Source organism: Shinella sp. CPCC 101442, assembly GCF_024704725.1.
Classification (GTDB): Bacteria; Pseudomonadota; Alphaproteobacteria; order Rhizobiales; family Rhizobiaceae; genus Shinella.
In genome coordinates, this window is record NZ_JALIQS010000004.1 from 163536 (window position 1) to 184552 (window position 21017).

The following is a 21017-nucleotide window of genomic DNA, read 5'->3' on the forward strand; positions in this document are numbered from 1 at the left end:
TGCTGCCTATAGATAGGAAGACGGCCGACCTTGCGCAATCCTTCGCGGGCTTGCGGCATATCCTTCAAAAAACTGTCAGAAAGCGGTTGATCCTGCGTGAAACCTCGGTATATATCGCGCCGTCTCGCCGGAATGGAAACAGGAAAGCGACCGCGCCGGACTGACCACCGGCTGCGAGCGGACGGACAGGTGGCCGAGTGGTTGAAGGCGCACGCCTGGAAAGTGTGTATAGGGGAGACTCTATCGCGGGTTCGAATCCCGCTCTGTCCGCCATTTTATCTATTAGTTAGCTGTTTTTATTGAAGTAATTTCCGAGGCGCTCGCTGTGCCCCTTAAATTACCCAACATTTTAAGTCTGCAAGATTGGACTTGTCATTTGACGAGTCGATTGTGTCATCAAGCTGCGTGCCTTCCACTCATTCGTCATGGCATATCTGCTGACTCGATTTGTCGACGCTGTGCCAGCCTTCCTCGAATGCGATTGTCCAACTTCGCCAACTCGGTCTTCTCAGCTTCGGTTTTTCGTTGTTGCACCAGTTAGCCAGCTTCTTCAGTTGTCGATTAGGAAGCTTTAATTTTCCATTTCGCACGATCACTCCGGTAATGTCGGCCGGGGTTCCAATCAGACTATGTTCCTTGTCTGTTTTAAGCTTGAAGCCGTTTTGTGTTGATCTGCTTTATCGCCCAAACCAGCTCACCGGGGACGTTGATCCCAGAGATTGTTATATCATCCACGTAGACGCTGAGAAGGCATTGTGCCTCATCGACAATCCGTGAAATGTCGCCCCACATTCTCATATTCGAGCAGTAAGCTAATATCGGGCTACATGGAGCGCCCTGTGGTAGTTGGCCTGCCCCCTGAAAAATAGTCCTTCTTGAAGTTGGCTTATGAGCCGAAGAGGGACATTGAAATGGCAGCGAAAAGACACCGGGCAGAAGAGATCATCACGAAGCTTCGTCAGGTCGACGTGCTGAATGCGCAGGGCAAATCGATGGCGGATGCGATCCGGTCGATAGGTGTAACGGAAGTTACATATTACCGCTGGCGGGCAGAATACGGTGGCCTTAAGGGCGATGAGGTGAAGCGCCTGAAGGAATTGGAGGCCGAGAACGCTCGCCTCCACCGGGCAGTTTCCGATCTGACCTTGGACAAGATGATCCTGGCGGAGGCTGCCAGGGGAAACTTCTAAGCCCCGCCCGCCGCCGCGCCTGTGTGGACCATATGACCGCAGAACTGGGCGTGTCCGAACGACGAGCATGCCGGGTTCTCTGCCAGCATAGTTCTCCACAGCGCAAGGTCGCAAAGACACCGGATGACGAGGCGGCATTGACCGCCGACATCACCGCGCTCGCTCTCCAATATGGCCGGTATGGCTATCGCCGCATCACGGCGATGCTGCGCCAGACGGGTTGGATCGTGAACGTCAAACGGGTCGAGCGGATATGGCGACGGGAGGGGTTGAAGGCTCCCTACAAGTAACCCAAGCGCAATCGGCTCTGGTTGAACGAAGGCTCATGTATCCGGCTTCGGCCGGAATACCCCAACCATGTCTGGTCCTACGATTTTGTCGAAGACCGCACCCACAGCGGCAGAAAGCTACGCATGTTGAATGTGATCGACGAGTTCACACGGGAATGCATCGCGATCAGGGCCGGGAGAAAGCTGAAGGCTGTCGACGTCATCGATGTGCTCTGCGACCTCTTCATCCTGCGCGGCGTTCCGGCACATATTCGTTCCGACAATGGTCTCGAATTCCTTGCCAAGGCTTTGAGGGAATGGATCGCGCTGGTCGGTGCCAAGACGGCCTACATCATGCCGGGCAGCCCGTGGGAGAACGGCTACTGCGAGAGCTTCAACTCGAAACTCAGGGACGAACTGCTCAACGGAAAATTTTCTACACGCTCAAGGAGGCAAAGATCATCATCGAGAGTTGGCGGCTGCACTACAACAGCGTGCGTCCGCACTTATCACCGAACTACAAGCCACCAGCACCCGAAGCCATCGTGTGGCCGCGCCAGAACGGACCGGCATCAACTCCGGCGGTAGCGGCCAGACCCAGCATGCACTAACATTAAACCCGGATCACCCAATCGGGGCAGGCCAACTCCATCCAGGGCATCATGAAGCGCATCAAGGCGAAGGGCATTCCGGTCATCGTCTACGAGCCGGATTTCGAGGAGGACACGTTCTTCCGCTCGGAGATCGTGCGCGACCTCGACGAATTCAAACGCCGCGCCGACCTCATCATAGCCAACCGCCGGTCCGCAGACCTCGACGATATCCGGGACAAGGTTTACACGCGCGACGTCTTCGGGCGGGATTGACGCCTCAAGCGAGCCAGGCCGGCAGGCGCGGCGGAACGCGGCCGGTGAGCGTCGCCTCGATGCAGTCGGCGAGATTGCCGAAGCGCACGGTGCGGCCGGAAAGGCCCGGGCCGTAATGGGCATATTTGCCGGAATTGGTGATCAGCGTGCGCGTCTTCGTCGGGAAGACGGGTTCGGAGATCGAGCACCAGCAGAGATCCGGCAGGACCTGAACGCCGCTTTCCCTTAGCCGGGTCAGGACATCGCCCGATTCAGCCATGATATCGCGGCCGGCGGTGACGATCACGGTGACGTCCTTGTGTCGCTTGCGGCCGCCAAGCGCATCCGCCAGCGCCCGGCATTCGGAGGCCGAGGCGTGGGGGCTGCCGATGGCGACAAGCTCGACCTCGGCGGGGCCATCGTTGAACATCGTCCAGACGTCGATCATGTCGTTGCGGGTGATGGTGGCGTGGTCGGCATCGTCAGCCGCAATGCCATCCGCCTCGGGCGTCACGCCCTCGATATGCAGCATGGGGGCGGCGGAGGTGGTGCCGAAGGCGGCGCAGAGCGCCTTCAGGTCGTCCTGCGACGGCTTGGCCGCGGCAAGGCCGCGCAGCAGGGGGATGCGGTCGGGCGCGGCGCGACCGGCGAGATAGCCGACGATCGGCCAGAAGGCGTCGTCCACATTGTCGGGCAGTTCGATGTCGATGACACGTCGCGCTTTGCGATGCGCATCGAGATAGACGCCGGACAGCGGCGCGCGGCCGGTGAGCGCGATGCAGAGGTCGAGAAAATCGGGGTGCTTGGCCGTGCGGGCGCCGAGCACGGTGTTGGCAAAAATCACGGCGTTGGACTCGGCCCAGGCGATGGCTTCGCCCGTCTTGGGCGCGCTGTCGAGCAGGTAGGGCGAGCAGGTGAAGGTCGGGCGACAGCCCATGCGCACATAGGCATCGGCGAGGCGGGCGGCGGGGTCGCCGAAATCCCGCGGCACGCCCTGCTTTTCCCAATTGGCGCGATCGACGGAAATGGCATTCATCGTGGTCGGCACGCACACCTTCGCGGCCATGTCCGCCATCTTTTCCGCGAAGGTCAGGTTGGCGGGGCTGGCATAGATGCAGCCGTCGATATGGCCCTGCACCACGTCGATGAGTTTCGTCGCGCCCTGCTGCGCGGCCATGGCGGCGGTGATGCGCAGCGCCAGCTGCACGGCGACGCCGTCGCGTCCATCGAGCATGGCGCGGTCGTTCTCGGTGAGATCGAGCGCCGAGGTGGCCGGCGGGGAAACGGGGATAACAAGGCCGTCTGCCTCGATTGCCGTGTTGCTGATCGTTGCCGTCTTCGCGCGACAGAGCGCGTCATAGGCGTCATGCGAGACGCGCAGCACCGGCAGCGGCCTGTCGAACATTTCCGCGGCGATCAGCGCGCCGAGCGTCAGCACGTCCTCCGCCTCGCTGAACACCAGGGCGGCGGGCGCGCGGCCGGTCAGCGCCATGTCGAGCAGCACGCCGGAGCCGGTGCAGGAGCCGCGGCTCGACGGCATCATGAGAATACCGCCGGTGATCGGCACGCCATGCAGCGGATGATGCACGTCGATGACGCGGCCCGTCGCCGGATCGACACCGCCCCAGAAACTCAGCGCCTCGCCCGCCGCGATGATCGGACCGGAGGCTGTTCCGGCAAGAATGCTGCGGGCGGAGAGCGTTGCCATGGGGTGGCTCCTAGAAACGTTGCGGCGAGAAGGATGCGATGTCGATGCTGGTCGGCCGGTCCGTCAGGAGGTCGGCGACGAGACGGGCGGTGCCGGCGGATTGGGTGAGGCCGAGATGGCCGTGACCGAAGGCGTAGACGACGCGCGGCGTCGCGCGGGCGCGGCCGATGGCGGGCAGGCTGTCCGGCAGCGAGGGGCGGAAACCCATCCACTGCACGCCACCAGCAGGCTTCAGCCCGGGCAGGAAGCTGCGGGCCTTTTCCAGCATGGCTTCCGACCGGCGGAAGTTCGGCGGTAGCTTCAGTCCGCCAAGCTCCACCGCGCCGCCAACGCGGATGCCGGTCGAAAGCCGGGTAACGACAAAACCGTGGCCGCCGAAGGTCACCTGCGTACGCAGGTCGAAGGCGTCCAGCGGCAGCGTCGTGTTGTAGCCGCGCTCTGTTTCGAGCGGGATGGTTTCGCCAAGCGAGCGCGCGACCTGATGCGAGAAGGCGCCGGCCGCCAGCACGACGTTTTGCGCCCGCAGCGTCCGACCGTCGGTCGTGCGGATTTCCACGCCACCCTCGATCGGGTGCAGGCCGGAAACCTCGGCCCTTTCGATTGTGCCACCCATAGCGCGAAAATGATCGGCAAGCGCCAGCGTGTAGAGTTTTGGATCGGCGATGGAGTACCAGCCGGGCGTGAACGTGCCGTGGGTGAAGCGCGGCGCAAGGCCGGGCTGGATCGCCGCCATGTCGGCGGCGCCCATATGGCGGAATTCGACGCCATGCGCTTCGCGGGCCTTCCAGCCGGGCAGCGAGGCATTCAGCTCGGCCTGGCTTTCATAGACCTGGAGGTTGCCTTCCTTGCGCAGCATGTCGGCGGTGCCGGTTTGCGTCAGGAACGGTTCCAGCTCGGCCTTGGACAGGTCCATCAGCGCGGTCTGCGCGGCGGTGGAATGGGCGACGTGCCTCGCCGAGCAGGCGCGCCAGAAGCGGAACATCCACGGTGCGATCTGGAAAGCGTAGGACGGCGGGATGCTGAGCGGCCCGAGCGGATCGAGCAGCCATTTCGGCGCCTTCTTCAGGATGCCGGGCGAAGCGAGCGGCAGGATGTCGGTAAAGGCGAAAGCCCCTGCATTGCCGGCAGAAGCACCGGCGGCCGGGGCCTCACGTTCCAGAACGGTGACGGAGAGGCCGCGCGCCTGCGCGGCAATGGCGGCCGAAAGGCCGACCACGCCGGCGCCGATGACGACGACGCCGGGCTCGATATCTGTCTTCATGATGCTCTCAATGCGTGGCGGCGAGGAAGGTCTGCAGCTCGGGATCCTTCGGTGCGCCGAACAGCTGTTCCGGCGGCGCGATCTCGGCCATCACGCCCTTGTGGAAGAAGGCGACGCGGTCGGAGACTTCGCGGGCGAACTTCATTTCATGCGTGACGCAGATCATCGTCATGCCTTCGGAGGCGAGCATGCGCAGCGTGTCGAGCACTTCGCCGACGAGCTGCGGGTCGAGCGCCGAGGTGACTTCGTCGAACAGCATGTAGGCCGGCGACATGGCAAGCGCGCGGGCAATCGCCATGCGCTGCTGCTGGCCGCCGGACATGCGGCTCGGATAGACCGAAAGCTTGTCGCCGAGGCCGACATGGGTCAGCTGCTTGACGGCCATGGCCTCGGCCTCAGCCTTCGACTGGCCAAGCACCTTGACCGGCGCGAGCATGACGTTTTCCAGCACGGTCAGGTGCGGGAAGGCGTTGAACTGCTGGAACACGATGCCGAGCTTGCGGCGCAGCTTGTTGAGGTCCGTCGCCTTGGCATGAACATCGGTGCCGTCAACCACGATGCGACCGGCATCGATGGTCTCCAGACCGTTGATGCAGGTGAGCAACGTCGATTTGCCGGAGCCCGAGCCGCCGATGATGGTCAGCACTTCGCCCTTCTGGACGGTGAGGTTGATCCCCTTCAGGACTTCCAGCTGGCCGAAGGATTTGCGGACGTTTTCGATCTCAATCATTGGACCACCGTTTTTCGAGATAGCCGCCAAGCCGGGCTATGGGGAAGCTGATGATGAAGTAGATGGCGCCGCAGATCAGCAGGATGAACAGCGGTTCCTGCAGGCGCGTGACGAGGATCTGCGAGGCACGCAGGAGCTCGATCAGGCCGAGCCAGAGCACCAGCGCCGAATCCTTCATGACGCCGAGCGTCAGGCCGATCCAGGCGGGCAGCGAGACGCGGGTGGCGAGCGGCGCCACGATGTAGCGCATGTCCTGCCACCAGGTCATGCCGAGCGAGCGGGCCGCACGGCGCGTCGTGGTGGGCACGGCGGAGATGCCACCGCGCACGATCTCCGTGCAATAGGCGGCGGTATAGAGCGACAGCACCACGCAGGAGGTGGTGAACGGCGCCCAGCCGAGCTTCAGGATCGATTGCAACGCGTTGCCGAGCACGAGCTGGATGAGCAGGGGCACGGAACGAAAGATGTCGAGCAGGAAGGTGAGCGGCAGCGACCAGTAGGTGCCGAGCTGGTTGCGCAGCACGCCGAAGACGACGCCGAGGATGGTGCCGGCGAGGACGGAAACGGCGGTGACGGCCAGCGTCATCGCAGCGCCCTTGGCGAGGAAGCCGAGATCGGCGAGCGTGAGAGCGGTATCGAACATGGGTTACCCTCTCAGTAGCGGAACATGCGCGTGGCAGCGAGGCGCGCTGCCAGCGTCACGGCCTTGGCGATCAGGTAGTAGATGACCGCCGCGAGCGCGAAGAATTCGAAGGTACGGAAGGACACCGCGTTCAGCGCCTGGGTGACACCCGCAAGATCCGTGTTCATGCCGACGGTGACGCCGAGCGAGGTCATCAGGATTGCCCAGACCATCTGGTTGGTGGCCGGCAGGAAGGCGATGCGCAGCATCTGCGGCATGACGATGTAGCGGAAGGCCATGAGCGGCGTCATGCCGAGCGAGCGGCCGGCGCGGGTCTGCGTTTCCGGGATTGCCTTCAGCGCGCCTCGGAAATTTTCCGCGAGATAACCGGCATTGTTGAAGGCGATACCGACAAGCAGCGCCGTATAGGGGCTGAGATGGATGCCGAAACTGCCCAGCCCGAAATGGGCCATGTAGATCTGGAAGAGCGCCGGCGTGTTGCGCGCGATCTCGACCCAGACCGTGGCGAAGCCACTCAGGACGCGGTTTTCCGACAGCCGGAAGAGCGTCAGCGCGAGCGCGACGGCAAGGCCGATGGCCATGGAAAGCAGCGCGATCTGGAGCGTGACCAAAGCACCGTCCAGCATCTGGGGCAGGGCCTTGAACGCCTGGTTCCAATGGAAATTGTAACTGAACATTGCCGTCTCACCCTTCGGAAACGATAAGCGGCGCGGAAGAGGTTCCCGCGCCGCCTTCTAAACGGCAGATTAGCGATAAACGCCGTTGATCGAAAGGGACGGCACTTCGCCGCCAACCCACTTCTCGTAGAGTTCGTTGTAACGGCCGGTGCGAACCTGCTGGTTGATGAACAGGTTCAGGTAGTTGATCAGGCCGTATTCTTCGCGGTTGGTGAAGAGCGCGACATAGTCGATGTCGTAGGGCGCGTTGCCGACGACGGAGATGCCGGCGAACTTGCCGCCCTTGACGTTGGACTGGGCAACCGTCGAGGTGGAGACCGTGGCGTCGATCTGGCCCTGGCTCAGCGCGAGGAAGACGTCAGCCTGGGTCTGGTACGGGCGGAATTCGCCGACGCCCCATTCCTTGACGGTCTTTTCGAGCGCGATGGCTTCGAACGTGCCGGCGGTGGCGCCGACAACCTTGCCCTTCATGTCTTCGAAGGACTTGACGCCCGACTTGTCATTGGCCGTGACGGCCATCTGGAAGGCGAAGTAGGGGATCGTCATGCCGACGGTCTTGGCGCGTTCCAGCGTGTCGGAGGTCGAGGCGACGCCGACATCGACGCGGCCGGACATCAGGGCCGGAATACGCTCCGGGAAGGGCGTCTCGACGATTTCGGCGGTGACGCCGAGCGCCTTGGCCAGATCGTTGCAATAATCGACGTCGAAGCCGATCGGGTTGTTGCTCTCGTCGCGTGCGCCCATCGGCGGGAAGTCGAGAACGACGGCGCAGCGCAGCGTGCCGGACGAGATGATGTCGTCCAGCTTGTCGGCCTTGGCCGGGCTGGTGAGGGCGGTGGCGGCCACGAGGCCGAAGGCGAGGACCGAGGTCTTCTTCATTACTCTCTCCCTGAATTGGTCTGGACGATCTACATGGCGGAGGTCCGTCCTGCGCCGAGACGTAAATCGCCTTCTAAAATACAAATAATATGCAAAAAGTATATAGCTCGTATGCAAAAAAATACCGGGCCTCCCTTTCGGAAGACCCGGCCTTGTCCGGCAAGCCTCAGGCTTGAATCAGTTGAGGAAATCCTCGGGCAGCAGGCCCTCCGGGAAGTTCTGGTAGGAAACCGGACGCAGGAAGCGGCGGATCGACATCGTGCCGACGCTCGTCGCGCCGAAATTCGTCGAGGCCGGGTACGGACCGCCATGCACCATGGAATCCACCACTTCCACGCCGGTCGGGAAGCCGTTGACGAGCACGCGGCCGGCCTTGCGCTCCAGGAACGGGCGCAGGCGCTTGGCGTCCTCGAGGTCGCCGGCATCCATGTGGATCGTTGCCGTCAGCTGGCCCTCGAAGTTGCGGGCAAGCGTTTCCATTTCATCGACCGAGGAGACACGCACGACGAGGCCGAGCGGGCCGAACACTTCTTCCGAAAGCGCGTGGTCGGCGAGGAACTGGTCGCCCGAGATCTCGAAGAGGTTCGGCAGCGCGTTGCGGCCGGTCGACTCGGTCGTCAGCAGCGGCTTGACCGTGTTGCGGCCTTCAAAGCGTGCCTGGCCGTCCTGATAGGCCTTGGCGATGCCGTCCGTCAGCATGGTCTGCGGTGCGACCTTGGACAGCGCCTCGATAGCAGCGGCGGTGAAGCGGTCGGCATCCGCGCCGTCCTTGACGATGGCGATGCCCGGATTGGTGCAGAACTGGCCGGCACCCATGGTGAGCGAGCCTGCCCAGCCCTGGCCGAGGCTTTCGGCACGGGCCTTCACGGCCTCCGGCAGAACGAACATCGGGTTGACCGAGCCGAGTTCACCGAAGAACGGGATCGGCTCGGGGCGGGCGGCGCAGAGGTTGAACAGGGCGCGGCCACCGGCCAGCGAACCCGTGAAGCCGACAGCCTTGATCAGCGGATGCTGCACCACGGCTTCGCCGACCTGGCGGTTACCGCCCTGGATGAGCGAGAAGACGCCCGGATGCACACCGGTCTTCTGGATGGCGGCGAGAATGGCTTCTGCGATGATCTCGCCCGTGCCCGGATGGGCCGAGTGACCCTTCACGACGACGGGGCAACCGGCGGCAAGGGCTGCTGCGGTGTCGCCGCCGGCCGTCGAGAAGGCAAGCGGGAAGTTGGAGGCGCCGAACACGGCGACCGGGCCGATCGGGCGCTGGATCAGGCGGATTTCCGGGCGCGGTGCCGGCTGGCGGTCGGGCAGGGCGGCGTCGAAGCGGCGATCGAGGAAGTCACCCTTCTCGATATGATCGGCGAAGAGGCGGAGCTGGCCGGTGGTGCGGCCGCGCTCGCCCTGCAGACGGGCGACCGGCAGGCCGCTTTCCTGCGTGCCGATCTCGGTGATGGCGTCGGCGCGGGCCTCGATCTCGTCGGCGATGGCGCGCAGGAACGCGGCGCGGTCGGCACGCGAGGAATAGCCGTAGCTGAGGAAGGCGTCTTCGGCGGCTTCCGCCGCGCGGTTCACCAGCTCGACCGTGCCGACGGCAAAGTCATGGGCCGGGCCCTGGGCGGGCGAGGAGGTAAAGGTGCCGTTGCCGTCGAGCCATTGTCCGGCGACGAGGTGTTTACCGTTGGGAGTGAAAGCCATTAGACGTACCTTTCTGATGGGAAGAGGATTCGCCCCCGACATAGACACTTGCGGAGCGAATTGCACTTGTCGAAATCTTGTATACTCTATGTATGCAAATGTTCAATCGCCAACCTGTCGCGGTCGGCACAGCGGAAGAGACGAAAAATGACGCAAACCTCCACCCTGACGATTGCCGACCTGCATGAGCGCGTCGAGGCCATCTTCCGCAAGGGCGGTCTCAATGATGTGCAGGCCGCAGCACTTGCCCGCGTCATCGTTGCCGGTGAGCGAGATGCCTGCAAATCGCACGGCATCTTCCGCATCGAGGGTGCGCTGCGCACCGTCAAGGCCGGCAAGGTGAAGCCGGATGCGGTGCCGGTTCTGGATCGCAACGAGGGTTCGGCCATCGTCAAGGTCAATGCCAGCGGCGGTTTCGCCAACCCGGCCTTCGAACTCGGCGTTCCCGTGCTTGCCGAGCGCGCCCGCAAACTCGGCATCGCAGCGCTCGTCATCAACGATTGCACCCATTTCTCCGCGCTCTGGCCGGAGGTCGAGGCCGTGACGAATGAAGGCCTTGCCGCCCTCGTGATGTGCCCGAGCTACGCGACGGTCGCCCCCACTGGCGGCAACAAGCCGCTGCTCGGAACCAATCCCTTCGCCTTCGGCTGGCCGCGCAAGGACAGTTCTCCTTACGTCTTCGACTTCGCCACTTCGGTCGCCGCTCGCGGCGAGATCGAATTGCACCGCCGCGCCGGAAAACAGCTTCCCGAGGGCTGGGCGATCGACGCCGACGGCAACCCGACGACCGACCCTGAAGCGGCGCTCGCCGGCGCCATGCTGCCCTTCGGCGGCCACAAGGGGTCCGCCATCGGCACGATGATCGAGCTTCTGGCCGGCATCATGATCGGCGACCTGACGAGCCCGGAAGTGCTCGACTATCTCGGCACCACGACGCTCGCCCCTTTCCACGGCGAACTGATCATCGCCATGTCCCCGGAAGCCTTCGCCAAGGGCCGCCCCGGCGATCCCTTCGCCCGCGCCGAAGTGCTCTTCGAAGCCATCGTCGGCGGCGGCGCCCGCCTGCCCTCGCAGCGCCGTTTCGTGGCCCGCAAGGCATCCGAAACGAATGGCGTCACGCTGACGGCCGCCGAGACGGAGCAGCTTGACCGCCTGCTGGCTCTCGGCCTCGACGCGATCGCCTGACGTATATTTGACCTGCACGGAACCGCGGCGGCGCTGTTGCCGCGGTTCTCAGCCCTTCTGCAGGGCGAGATGGGCGCCAAGCCCGATGAGCACCGTCCCGCCCGCCTTGCGCACGAGGGACTGCACGCCGCTCGACCGCTTCAGCCGCGCGAGGATCACGTCCGCCAGCAGGACGCTGACGACGTCGGCGAAAGTGAAGATCAGATTGACCATCGTGCCGAGAATGGCGAGCTGGGCCCAGATCGGCAGGCCGGCGCCGCTGTCGACGAATTGCGGCAGGAAGGCGAGGAAGAAGATCGCCGTCTTGGGGTTCAGGATCTCGACGGTGACGCTTTGCGCGAAAGCCCGTCGCCCGCCCTTCGGCGCCGCACCTGCCGTGTCGCCCTCGTGTGCGTCCGTCGAGCGGAAGAGCGAAATGCCGAGCCAGATCAGATAGGCGGCACCCGCGAGCTTGACGCAGGTATAGGCGACCGGAACGGCATGAAACAGCGCCGAAAGCCCGGCCGCAGCCGCGATGATATGGGCGTAGGCACCCAGATGAATGCCAAACACCGCCATCAGGCCCGCCGCGCGACCGCCCGCCATCGTCCGGGCGGCGGCGTAAAGCATCGCGGGGCCGGGAATGAAGGCGAAGATCGCCGTGGTGACGGCAAAGGCAAGCAGCACATCCAGGGAAGGCATTGCGGTTCCTCTCGTTTGTCCTGCGACCGTCGCAGAACCGAGCGCCTGCGGCAAACGAAAACCGCCCGCAGCGTCGGCTGCGGGCGGCGTTCATGTCGCGGAAAAGAGAGGAGGGCCAATCAGGCCTTGTAGGTCTGCACGGCGCCGGGGAGCTTGCTCCATTCGGCATACCAGGTGTCGAACAGCTTCAGCTGGCTTTCGACATAGCCGCGCTGGCTGTCGGAAAGCGCGTCGGTCTCGTTGAAGTGCAGCGTGTATTCCTTGTCGCCCTTCAGCACCATCATGTGCTTGAAGTAGAGGACGAGGTCCGGACCTTCGTCGAAGGAGGAGAGCACGGCAAGCGCCGATTCCAGCTCCAGCGCGCGGGCGCGGGCATCCGGGTCGCCCTTGGCGGCAGCCCGGGCAAGCGCGCACATGTGCAGCACTTCCTTCGGCAGCACGCAGCCGATGCCGGTGATGGCGCCGACGGCGCCGGCATCGACGAAGCCGGTGAAGACGCAGGTGTCGACGCCGATCATCAGCGAGACGTCATCGTCGCGGCTGGTGATGTTTTCGGCCGCATAGCGCATGTCGGCAGCGCCGCCGAATTCCTTGAAGCCGACAAGGTTCTTGTGGTCTTCGCGCAGCGCGAAGAACAGGTCGGCGCGGGTGGCGAAGCCGTAATAGGGGCTGTTGTAGATGACGGCTGGCAGGTCCGGGGCAGCCGAGAGGATCGCCTTGAAGTGGTTCTTCTGGGCGGCAACGACGGAACCGCGGGACAGGACGCGCGGGATGACCATGAGGCCCTGCGCGCCGACCTTCTGGGCATGCGCAGCGTGGGCGACGGCCGAAGCGGTGTTGACCGCACCCGTGCCGACGATGAGCGGGATGCCGGCCTTCACGAGGCGCTCGACACCTTCCATGCGCTGCTCGTCGGTGAGCAGCGGCCAGTCACCCATCGAGCCGCAATAGACGACAGCGGACATGCCCTTGGCGATGAGTTCCTCTGCCTTGCGCACCAGCTGGTCGAAGTCCGGCGTGCGGTCGTCCTTGCAGGGGGTCATCAGGGCGGGGATGACGCCGGAAAAAATCTTGGCCTTCATATCGGTCTCCTTTGGCAACTCGTCGGGTGGTCAGCCGGCACGATGCCTCAGGCCTCCCCCTCTCTGATTTTGGGTATAGCATCTTGCATTTTATTTGTCGACAAGAAAAATACAACGTCGACTATAGGGCGATATCGAGCCTGTCATTGCGGCTGAAAAGCTTCTGCACCTGGGCGACGATCGCCTCGGCATGCGCCTTGCCGAGCCGGTCGGCCTCGTCGATGTCGCGCGCCTCGATGGCCGCGATGATGGCGGCATGTTCATCGACGAAGCGCTGCGGGAACTGTTCCTCGTAGGATTGATAATAGAGCTGCAGGATGCGCCGACCCTCGTCGAGCAGCCGGCGAAACAGGCTGGTGAAATAGGGGTTGCGGCCAGCCTCGGCGATCGACGCGTGGAAGGCGGCGTTGGTGGCGATCATCGTCAGGGAATCACGCGCGGCGAGCGCTGCCGCATAGTCCTCGTGAAACCCCCTGATGACGGCGAGGTCTTCTGGCCGGTGGCTCTGCGCAGCGAGCCGCGTCGTCACGCGGTACATCAGCACCAGCGCATCGAAGAAGGTGTGGAGGTTCATGAAGTCGATATTCGACACCATGGTCGAGCGGTTCGGCAGGGTCTCGATCAGCCCTTCGCCGGCCAGCCGCACCAGCGCCTCGCGGATCGGCGTGCGCGACATCTTGAATCGCTCGGCCAGCTGCACCTCGTCGATCGGGCTGCCGGGCGCGATCTTCAGGTCGAGAATCTCGTCGCGCAGCAGGTCGTAGACCATTTTGACGCCGGAGCCGCGTTTACGCTCGGGCAGGGAATCGGTTTCGGTCATGGAAAATCCTCTTGTCGACAAAAGAAATACAATTCTCTGCCCGCGCTATCAATCGTTTTAAAGGAGCCTTTTGGTAAAAGCGCCGTCAAGTCTCCGACAGGCGAGATTCCTGCAATTCCAGCGCTTTGCCGACAGAAAACAGAAAGGGCGGGAAAATCCCGCCCTGCATTCGGTCAAAAAAGATGAGACGCTCAGCCCCGATGTTTGCGCAAAAACGTCATCAGCGAGCGGCCTGCGTCGAGGATATGGTCACGCGTCAGGCGCGCGGCGAGATCGGCATCGCCCTTTTCGCAGGCGGCCAGGATCGCCTCATGTTCGCGGCCGGCGCGCGGCACGCCGTTGGTGAAGGTCAATTGCGCGCGCAGATAGCGGTCGATGCGGTCGAGCGAGGATTGCACGTTCTGCAGATAATAGGGGCGGCGGGCCGCCTCGTAGAGGGTGGTGTGGAACTGGCGGTTGATCTCGCCCCAGCGGTGCGGGTCGGTTTCCCGGTCGAAGGCATCGCAGTAGCCGCGCGCCCTGTCCAGCGTCGCACGGTCGAGATTGGGCACGGCAAGCCGCATGACTTCCGCTTCGATCAGGGCGCGGAACTCGAAGATCTCGTCGATCTCCTCGATGGACAGGCCGGCGACGACCGCGCCCTTGTAGCGCTGGGTGGTGATGAGACCGTGCTGCTCCAGCCGCGACAATGCCTCGCGCACGGGGATGCGGCTGGTGTTGAACATCTGCGCGATCTCTTCCTGGCGCAGGCTGTCCCCTTCGGCGATCTCGCCCTCGATGATCGCCTTGCGCAGCGCCTCATAGACGATGTCGGCCGCCGAAGCGGCCTGCCTGACATCGACGGCAGCAAATTTCATCACGTCCAACCCCTGAAAACCGAGGTTCTGGTCATAGGCGGAATCCGGCGAGGGGGCAACCGAGCGACTGTTTCGTCCACCTTTCGAAAACAGCATTGTATATTGGATCCAATTTTTCTATGAATGCTCGACCGCGTCGATGCGCAGCCTGCATCCCGCGAAACATCAAGACATCGGAGAGAGACATGCGCAGCAGCAAGGTCATTCACATCGTCTCCTGCCACGCCGAGGGCGAGGTGGGCGACGTCATCGTCGGCGGCGTGGCACCGCCGCCGGGGGCAACGCTGTGGGAACAGCGCAATTTCATCGCTCAAGACAAGACGTTGCGCAACTTCGTGCTGAACGAACCGCGCGGCGGCGTCTTCCGCCACATCAACCTGCTCGTCCCGCCGAAGGACCCGCGCGCCACGATGGGCTTCATCATCATGGAGCCCGAGGATACGCCGCCGATGTCCGGCTCCAACTCGATCTGCGTGTCCACCGTGCTGCTCGACAGCGGCATCGTGCCGATGGTCGAGCCGGAAACCCATATGGTGCTGGAAGCGCCGGGTGGCCTCGTCAACGTCGTGGCAACCTGCCGCAACGGCAAGGCCGAGCGCATCACCGTCACCAACGTGCCCTCCTTCGCCGACAAGCTGGATGCCAAGCTGGAAGTCGAGGGCCTGGGCACGCTGACCGTCGATACCGCCTATGGCGGCGACAGCTTCGTTTTCGCCGACGCCCGTGCGCTCGGCTTTGCCGTGACGCCGGATGAGGCGCGGGAACTGGCCGAAACCGGCATCCGCATCACCAAGGCCGCCAATGAACAGCTCGGCTTCACCCATCCGGAAAACCCGGAATGGAACCACATTTCCTTCTGCCAGCTGACATTGCCGGTCGAGGAGCGCGACGGCGCGCTGCACGGCCGCAACACGGTCGTCATCCAGCCGGCCAAGCTCGACCGCTCGCCGACCGGCACCGGCTGCTCGGCCCGCATGGCGGTGCTGCATTCCCGCGGCCAGATCAAGATCGGCCAAAGCTTCTCCGGCTATTCGATCCTCGATTCGCGCTTCGATTGCCGCATCGTCGGCGAAACCACGGTCGGTGGTCGCCCGGCCATCGTGCCGGAAATCTCCGGCCGCGCGTGGATCACCGGCACCAGCCAGGTGATGCTGGATTCCGATGATCCATGGCCTGCCGGCTACCGCCTCGCCGATACCTGGCCGCGCAAGCAGTGACGTTTTGCTTTTCCCGGCGCGCTCCGTGGCGCGCCGGGAAGAATGTCTTTGACGATATCGCGAAGAAGCAGTAGTCATAAAGTCATCCGATGATTTTATGACTTATCCGATGCGCTCTCTCAACAAAACAAATCTCGCCGACACCGCCGTGGATGCGATCCGTACGGAAATCCTCGCCCGCCGCTGGACGGTCGGCGAAAAGCTGCCGAACGAGGCGACGCTCTCGGCCATGCTCGCCGTCAGCCGCGGCACGGTGCGCGAGGCGGTGCGCGTGCTCGCCTCGCAGGGCTATATCGAGACACGGCAGGGCTCCGGCACCTATGTGCTCTCGACGGCCGATACGACGCGCCCGCTCACCATGGCGCGGCGCGCAGGCCTGCGCGACCAGTTCGAGGCGCGGCTTGCGCTCGATGTGGAGGCGGCAAGGCTTGCGGCATTGCGCCAGACGCCGACGATGGTCGTCGGGCTTCGCGCCCTGCTGGCCGAGCGCGGCCATTCCGGAGGCAAGGATCAGGCGGCGTTCATCGCCCGCGACTTCGCCTTCCACAAGGCGGTCATCGCCGCCTCGCAGAATGCAGTGCTTGTCGGCATGTACGAATTCTTCTCCACGCTGATTGCCGAAACCATCGCGGCCACCCTCGAAGACGATCTTCCCGAACCCGACATGGCCGCGCATGCCGCCATCGTCGATGCCATCGAAAGCGGCGAACCGGACCGGGCTGATGCCGCCGTGCGCCGCTTCATGGCCCCCGTCCTCACTGCTCTCGACATGTTGCTTCTTTCATGACCCTTCCCAACGATCCCGGCGCCATCGACCTGATCGACGCCGAAGCCGACAGTGTGCCCGCACCCGAGCCGCACCGGCCGAAAAGCGCGATGGCGCGTGTCCTGCTCGGTGCGAGCCTCGTGCTCATCGCCTTCAACCTGCGCCCGGTCTTTTCCAGCGCCTCGGCCCTTTTGCCGGAAATTCGCGACGTGCTCGGTCTGTCCTCCACCGGCGCCAGCCTTCTGACCACATTGCCCGTCGTCTGCCTCGGCCTGTTCTCGCCGCTTGCGCCCCGCCTCGCCCAGCGCATCGGCACGGAGCGCACCTTGCTCGCCGTCATCGTGCTGGTGGCGCTCGGTACGGCCCTGCGCGGCCTCTCCTCCATTCCGCTGCTCTTCCTGGGCACGGCGCTTGCGGGCGGCGCGATCGCGGTCGGCAATGTGCTGCTGCCCGGTCTCGTCAAGCGCGATTTTCCCGACAGGGCGGCGCTGATGACCGGCTTCTACACGATGGCGCTCTGCGCCGGCGCGGCAAGTGCCGCCGGGCTGACGCTGCCCCTGGAGCACGCGCTTGGCGGTTCGCTGGATGGCGCGCTCGCGGTCTGGGCGCTGCCGGCCGTGCTCGTGGCATTACTATGGCTGCCGCAGGTGCTGGCCACCCGCAAACAGGCCAAGCGTGCCGGTTTTCGGGTGGAAGGGCTGTGGCGCGATCGGCTGGCCTGGCAGGTCACGCTCTTCATGGGCCTGCAATCGGCGCTCGCCTATTGTGTCTTCGGCTGGCTGGTGCCGATCCTGCGCGAACGCGGGCTCGATGGGGTCACGGCCGGCGCCATCGTCTCGATGTCCGTCATGGTGCAGGCCGGCGCTTGCCTTGTCGCGCCGCATATCGCCGTGCGGGGAAAAGACCAGCGGCTGATCAATGTCGTGCTCTGCGGTTTTGCCGTGGTGGCGCTGCTCGGCCTGCTCTTCGCGCCGCTCTGGTCGGTCTGGATCTGGGCGGTGCTGCAGGGTATCGGGCAGGGCGGGCTGATTGCGGTGGCCATGACCGTCATCGTGCTGCGCACACGCGATACCCACGTGGCCGCCCATCTCTCGGGTATGGCGCAATGTGTCGGCTATCTCTTGGCCGCCATCGGTCCGCTGGTCGTCGGTCTTATCCGGGGATGGACGGGCAGTTTCGCCTGGAGCGCGGTGCTCTTCGTGCTGCTCGGTCTCGGCGCGGCCGTCAACGGCTGGTTTGCCGGCCGGGCGCTCTATGTCAATGCACGCACGGTGGAGACCTGAGGACGCACGACGGCTGTTTCGGTAACGACGATATCCATGGCTATATCGTGCAGTTGCGGATAGATGGTCGCGATGCGCGAACCGTTATAGCCGATGCCGATGACGCGCGGTCTTTCCGTCATGGCCGCCAGCGTCCGGTCGAAAAAGCCGCCACCATAGCCGAGCCGGTAGCAGGCCGCGTCGAAGCCGACGACGGGGGAGATGACGATATCCGGCCGGCAGGGCCGCGGCTCGGCGGGGATCGGAATATTCCAGACACCGCGGGAAAGCGCCTCGCCCGTCTGCCAGAGATGGAATTCCAGCGGCCGCCCCTTTTCCACGACGACCGGCAGCGCCGTCCGCCCGCCGCGCGCCGAAACCGCTTCGAGGAAGGGTCGAAAATCCGGCTCGCCGCGAAACGGCCAGTAAGCGCTGACAATGCGTCCCGCGACATCGCCGATTTCGTCCAGCACACGGTCCGCAATGGCTTGACCATGGGCAAGGCGCTCCATCGCCGGTATGGCGAGGCGCTTGGCGATGAGGCGCTCCCGTTCGGCCTTGCGCCAGCGGTTCACATCCGTCCAGGCTTGCAGGTCGAGCGGCCCCGGAAGGCCGGCATAGGCAGGATCGATCTCGTGCAGGAAACAGGCCGGCGAGGCGAAGGTGGCGGGAGTGTCGTCGTCTGCCATCGCATCCTCCTTCGACGTCTCAGCAGGCCGAAAGACCCTTTTCGAGCCCGGCCGTGAGGTCGTCGATATGTTCGAGCCCGACGGAGAGCCGGAGCAACCCGTCGCTGATGCCCGCCTTGGCGCGTGCCTCGGGCCCCATGTCCACATGGGTCATGGTGGCGGGATGCGCCACGAGGCTTTCGACGCCGCCGAGCGATTCGGCCAGCGTGAAGGCTCCGACGTTGCGCACGAAGCGCCGCACGGCCGGCACGCCGCCGGCAAGTTCGAAGCTCATCATGGCACCAAAACCCCGCTGCTGTCTTGCGGCAAGCGCATGGTCGGGATGATCGGCAAGGCCGGGATAGTGCACGCGGGAAACGGCGGCATGGCCGCTCAGCCGCTCAGCCGCTCAGCCGTTCGGCAATCGCCATCGCATTCCTTTCCTGTCCCGCCATGCGGGCAAAGAGCGTGCGCAGACCGCGCAGCGTCAGCCAGGAATCGAAGGGCGCGGCGATGGCGCCCGTCACATTGGCCCAATGTTTCAAGGCCCGCGCCTCACCCGCATCGGCGGCAATGACCGCACCCGAGATGACGTCGGAATGGCCGTTCAGGAATTTCGTCGTCGAGTGCAACACATAGTCGGCTCCGAGCGCCAACGGCTGCTGCAATACGGGGGAAAGGAAGGTGTTGTCGACGGCGACGCGCGCACCGGCGGCTTTTGCGAGAGCGGAAAGACCGGCAATATCCACCACGCGCATCAGCGGATTGCTCGGCGTCTCGATCAGTACCAGCGCCGGGTGGTCCCAGAGCGTTGTCTTGAACGCGTCGAGATCCGACTGGTCCACCAGCCGGAGCGTGATCTGCTGCAGCGCGGCGCGCGTCTTCAGCAGGCGCATCGTGCCGCCGTAGCAATCGTGCGGGGCCAGCACCGCGCTGCCGACCGGCAATCGGTTGATGAGGAGGTCGACGGCGGCCATGCCGCTCGGCGTCAGTACCGCCCCGGCACCGCCCTCCAGCCTGGCGATCGCCTCACCCAGCATGTCGCGCGTCGGGTTGCCGACGCGGCCATAGTCATAGGCGCCCGGCGTGTCGAAATCGGGAAACCGGTAGGTGCTGGAAAGGTAGAGTGGCGGCACGACCGCGCCAAAGGCGGTGTCGCTCGCCACGCCATGCGCTGCGGCAATGGTTTCCGGTTGAACTTCAATTGCCGTTCGCTCGGACATCGATATCTGCTCCCTGTTCCAGGGTGGAAAATGCCGCTCCGGCGCTGCGCTGACAAATGAATTCTATTGCTGTTTTCCAGCAAGAAATTTGCGGTTATTCTGCGCTCCATGGACATCGCCATCGCCCGCACCTTTCTGGAAGTCGTGAAGACCGGCAGCTTCGTCGCCGCGGCGGAGAGCCTGCATATCTCGCAGACGGCGGTGAGTGCGCGTATCCGCGTGCTCGAGGAACAGCTGGAACGCCCGGTCTTCGTGCGCAACAAGGCGGGCGCGCGGCTGACGGCGGCGGGCGAGCGCTTCTATGGCTTTGCCGCCACCCTGGTGCAGGTGTGGGAAACGGCGCGCGGCACGGTCGCGCTGCCGCCCGGCCGCGCCGGGATGGTAACGTTGGGCGCCGAACTCAGCCTGTGGAGCCCGCTTTTGAAGCATTGGCTGCTGTGGATGCGGCGGGCGTGCCCCGATATCGCGGTGCGTACGGTCATCGAAACGGCGGAACGGCTGATGGCCCAGGTCGCGGAGGGGGCGATCGATGCGGCAGTGCTCTATGGCGCGCCCCGCCGCCCGGGCCTCGTCGCCGAACTGCTCTTCGAAGAGCGGCTGGTGCTCGCCCGCACGACGGCTCCGGCGGCCGAGGAGGATCCGGTCGGCATCGACTGGGGCGAGGATTTCTCGGCCAGCCTTCGCGCCGCTTTCCCGGACCGGCCCAATCCGGCGGTGTCCGTCAGCTATGGTCCGCTTGCACTCGATTATATCCTGGCGGTCGGGGGATCCGGCTATTTCCGCGAGGGGTTCATCCGCCCGCATCTGGAGGTTGGACGGCTGGAAATCGTGCCGAACAGCCCCGCCTTCGCCTATCCCGCCTATCTGGTCTCCTCGGAAAAGACCGACCCGGCCATGCTGCCGCGCCTGCGGGAGGGCCTGCGCTTCGCGGCGGGCGAACGCCCCTAGAGCAATTCCGGTGAAATCCGGCCCGCCGGAAATACTTTATTATATTGTTTTTGCAGCACTTCCAGCAGAACGTCAGCCAGTACGGCCGCATGGTTGAACTGCGTGTTGCGCGAGCCGTAGAGCAGCGTCACGGTGCCGCTGGCGGCGCGTTTTTTGAGGTCGTCGATGGCAGGATTGTCTTTCAACTCTTCCCGGTAGCGCGTCTGGAACTCCGCCCAGCGCTCCGGCTTGTGGTCGAACCATTTGCGCAGTTCCGTCGAGGGTGCGACGTCCTTCATCCATTCCGCAAACGCGGCTTTTTGCCTGGAAACACCGCGTGGCCAGAGCCGGTCGACGAGGATGCGCTCACCGTCGTCGGCTTCCGGTTCCGCATAGACACGCTTGATCCGTACGGGCATCGCTTGCCTCCCT

The 21017-nt window shown here is 64.3% G+C and carries 19 protein-coding genes, 1 tRNA gene and 2 pseudogenes; 8 read left to right on the top strand and 14 right to left on the bottom strand.

Translation table 11 applies throughout. The annotated features are described in order from the left end of the window. The first annotated feature begins 183 nt into the window (after positions 1-183). The 3 genes and pseudogenes from MUO32_RS16140 to MUO32_RS16150 all read left to right on the top strand — a co-directional run bounded on the left by MUO32_RS16140 (position 184) and on the right by MUO32_RS16150 (position 2325). Positions 184-273 (top strand) — tRNA-Ser (locus tag MUO32_RS16140). 638 nt (positions 274-911) lie between these two features. Then, positions 912-2070: pseudogene (locus MUO32_RS16145) on the top strand (IS3 family transposase). 51 nt (positions 2071-2121) lie between these two features. Beyond that, complete coding sequence (locus MUO32_RS16150; RefSeq protein WP_257949384.1) at positions 2122-2325, top strand: hypothetical protein; 204 nt, start codon at positions 2122-2124, stop codon at positions 2323-2325. A 4-nt stretch (positions 2326-2329) separates the two neighbouring features. Here the strand turns inward: MUO32_RS16150 and MUO32_RS16155 are convergent, their stop codons facing one another. The 7 genes from MUO32_RS16155 to MUO32_RS16185 all read right to left on the bottom strand — a co-directional run bounded on the left by MUO32_RS16155 (position 2330) and on the right by MUO32_RS16185 (position 9897). Further along, positions 2330-4012 (bottom strand): aconitase X, encoded by a 1683-nt coding sequence (locus tag MUO32_RS16155; RefSeq protein WP_257949385.1) that lies wholly within the window; start codon positions 4010-4012, stop codon positions 2330-2332. A 10-nt stretch (positions 4013-4022) separates the two neighbouring features. Beyond that, positions 4023-5273: an FAD-binding oxidoreductase gene (locus MUO32_RS16160; RefSeq protein ID WP_257949386.1), complete on the bottom strand. Its 1251-nt coding sequence runs from the start codon at positions 5271-5273 to the stop codon at positions 4023-4025. Between the two features lie 7 nt (positions 5274-5280). Continuing rightward, positions 5281-6003 carry an amino acid ABC transporter ATP-binding protein gene (locus tag MUO32_RS16165; protein WP_257949387.1) on the bottom strand — a complete coding sequence of 241 codons (723 nt, stop codon included), beginning with the start codon at positions 6001-6003 and terminating at the stop codon, positions 5281-5283. Then, on the bottom strand, positions 5996-6646 hold the full coding sequence (locus tag MUO32_RS16170; RefSeq protein ID WP_257949388.1) for an amino acid ABC transporter permease: 651 nt from the start codon (positions 6644-6646) through the stop codon (positions 5996-5998). The genes MUO32_RS16165 and MUO32_RS16170 overlap by 8 nt, the downstream gene beginning before the upstream one ends. 11 nt (positions 6647-6657) lie before the next feature. Continuing rightward, the gene (locus MUO32_RS16175; protein ID WP_257949389.1) at positions 6658-7323 is read right to left on the bottom strand and encodes an amino acid ABC transporter permease; all 666 of its coding nucleotides are present in this window, start codon (positions 7321-7323) and stop codon (positions 6658-6660) included. 69 nt (positions 7324-7392) lie between these two features. Beyond that, positions 7393-8202 (bottom strand): transporter substrate-binding domain-containing protein, encoded by an 810-nt coding sequence (locus tag MUO32_RS16180; protein ID WP_257949390.1) that lies wholly within the window; start codon positions 8200-8202, stop codon positions 7393-7395. 177 nt (positions 8203-8379) lie between these two features. Beyond that, the gene (locus MUO32_RS16185) at positions 8380-9897 is read right to left on the bottom strand and encodes an aldehyde dehydrogenase (NADP(+)) (RefSeq protein WP_257949391.1); all 1518 of its coding nucleotides are present in this window, start codon (positions 9895-9897) and stop codon (positions 8380-8382) included. Between the two features lie 147 nt (positions 9898-10044). Here MUO32_RS16185 and MUO32_RS16190 point away from each other — a divergent pair, with 147 nt between their 5' ends. Then, on the top strand, positions 10045-11082 hold the full coding sequence (locus tag MUO32_RS16190; protein ID WP_257949392.1) for an Ldh family oxidoreductase: 1038 nt from the start codon (positions 10045-10047) through the stop codon (positions 11080-11082). A 48-nt stretch (positions 11083-11130) separates the two neighbouring features. Here MUO32_RS16190 and MUO32_RS16195 read toward each other — a convergent pair whose 3' ends face one another. The 4 genes from MUO32_RS16195 to MUO32_RS16210 all read right to left on the bottom strand — a co-directional run bounded on the left by MUO32_RS16195 (position 11131) and on the right by MUO32_RS16210 (position 14618). Then, on the bottom strand, positions 11131-11763 hold the full coding sequence (locus MUO32_RS16195) for a LysE family translocator (protein WP_257949393.1): 633 nt from the start codon (positions 11761-11763) through the stop codon (positions 11131-11133). A gap of 119 nt (positions 11764-11882) precedes the next feature. After that, positions 11883-12845, bottom strand: a complete 963-nt coding sequence (locus tag MUO32_RS16200) for a dihydrodipicolinate synthase family protein (RefSeq protein ID WP_257949394.1) — start codon at positions 12843-12845, stop codon at positions 11883-11885. A gap of 121 nt (positions 12846-12966) precedes the next feature. Beyond that, the gene (locus MUO32_RS16205; protein ID WP_257949395.1) at positions 12967-13665 is read right to left on the bottom strand and encodes a GntR family transcriptional regulator; all 699 of its coding nucleotides are present in this window, start codon (positions 13663-13665) and stop codon (positions 12967-12969) included. A 191-nt stretch (positions 13666-13856) separates the two neighbouring features. Further along, positions 13857-14618, bottom strand: a complete 762-nt coding sequence (locus MUO32_RS16210; RefSeq protein WP_308311298.1) for a GntR family transcriptional regulator — start codon at positions 14616-14618, stop codon at positions 13857-13859. Positions 14619-14707: 89 nt separating this feature from the next. On the opposite strand from MUO32_RS16210, the gene MUO32_RS16215 reads away from it, so the two are divergent. From MUO32_RS16215 to MUO32_RS16225, 3 genes are all read left to right on the top strand, one after another. After that, positions 14708-15739 carry a proline racemase family protein gene (locus MUO32_RS16215; RefSeq protein WP_257949396.1) on the top strand — a complete coding sequence of 344 codons (1032 nt, stop codon included), beginning with the start codon at positions 14708-14710 and terminating at the stop codon, positions 15737-15739. Positions 15740-15848: 109 nt separating this feature from the next. Further along, entirely contained in the window at positions 15849-16526 is a 678-nt protein-coding gene (locus MUO32_RS16220; RefSeq protein WP_257949397.1) for a FadR/GntR family transcriptional regulator, read from the top strand. Beyond that, positions 16523-17788, top strand: a complete 1266-nt coding sequence (locus MUO32_RS16225) for an MFS transporter (RefSeq protein WP_257949398.1) — start codon at positions 16523-16525, stop codon at positions 17786-17788. Before MUO32_RS16220 ends, MUO32_RS16225 begins: the two co-directional genes overlap by 4 nt. On the opposite strand, the gene MUO32_RS16230 is transcribed toward MUO32_RS16225, so the two are convergent. Beyond that, complete coding sequence (locus MUO32_RS16230) at positions 17758-18456, bottom strand: 5-formyltetrahydrofolate cyclo-ligase (RefSeq protein ID WP_257949399.1); 699 nt, start codon at positions 18454-18456, stop codon at positions 17758-17760. The genes MUO32_RS16225 and MUO32_RS16230 overlap by 31 nt on opposite strands. 19 nt (positions 18457-18475) lie before the next feature. Then, positions 18476-19658: pseudogene (metB, locus tag MUO32_RS16235) on the bottom strand (cystathionine gamma-synthase). Positions 19659-19766: 108 nt separating this feature from the next. On the opposite strand from metB, the gene MUO32_RS16240 reads away from it, so the two are divergent. Further along, positions 19767-20606, top strand: a complete 840-nt coding sequence (locus tag MUO32_RS16240) for a LysR family transcriptional regulator (RefSeq protein WP_257949400.1) — start codon at positions 19767-19769, stop codon at positions 20604-20606. Here the strand turns inward: MUO32_RS16240 and MUO32_RS16245 are convergent. Beyond that, a complete protein-coding gene (locus MUO32_RS16245) occupies positions 20603-21004 on the bottom strand; it encodes a DUF488 domain-containing protein (protein WP_257949401.1) in 402 nt (133 codons plus the stop codon). The genes MUO32_RS16240 and MUO32_RS16245 overlap by 4 nt on opposite strands. Between the last annotated feature and the right edge of the window lie 13 nt (positions 21005-21017).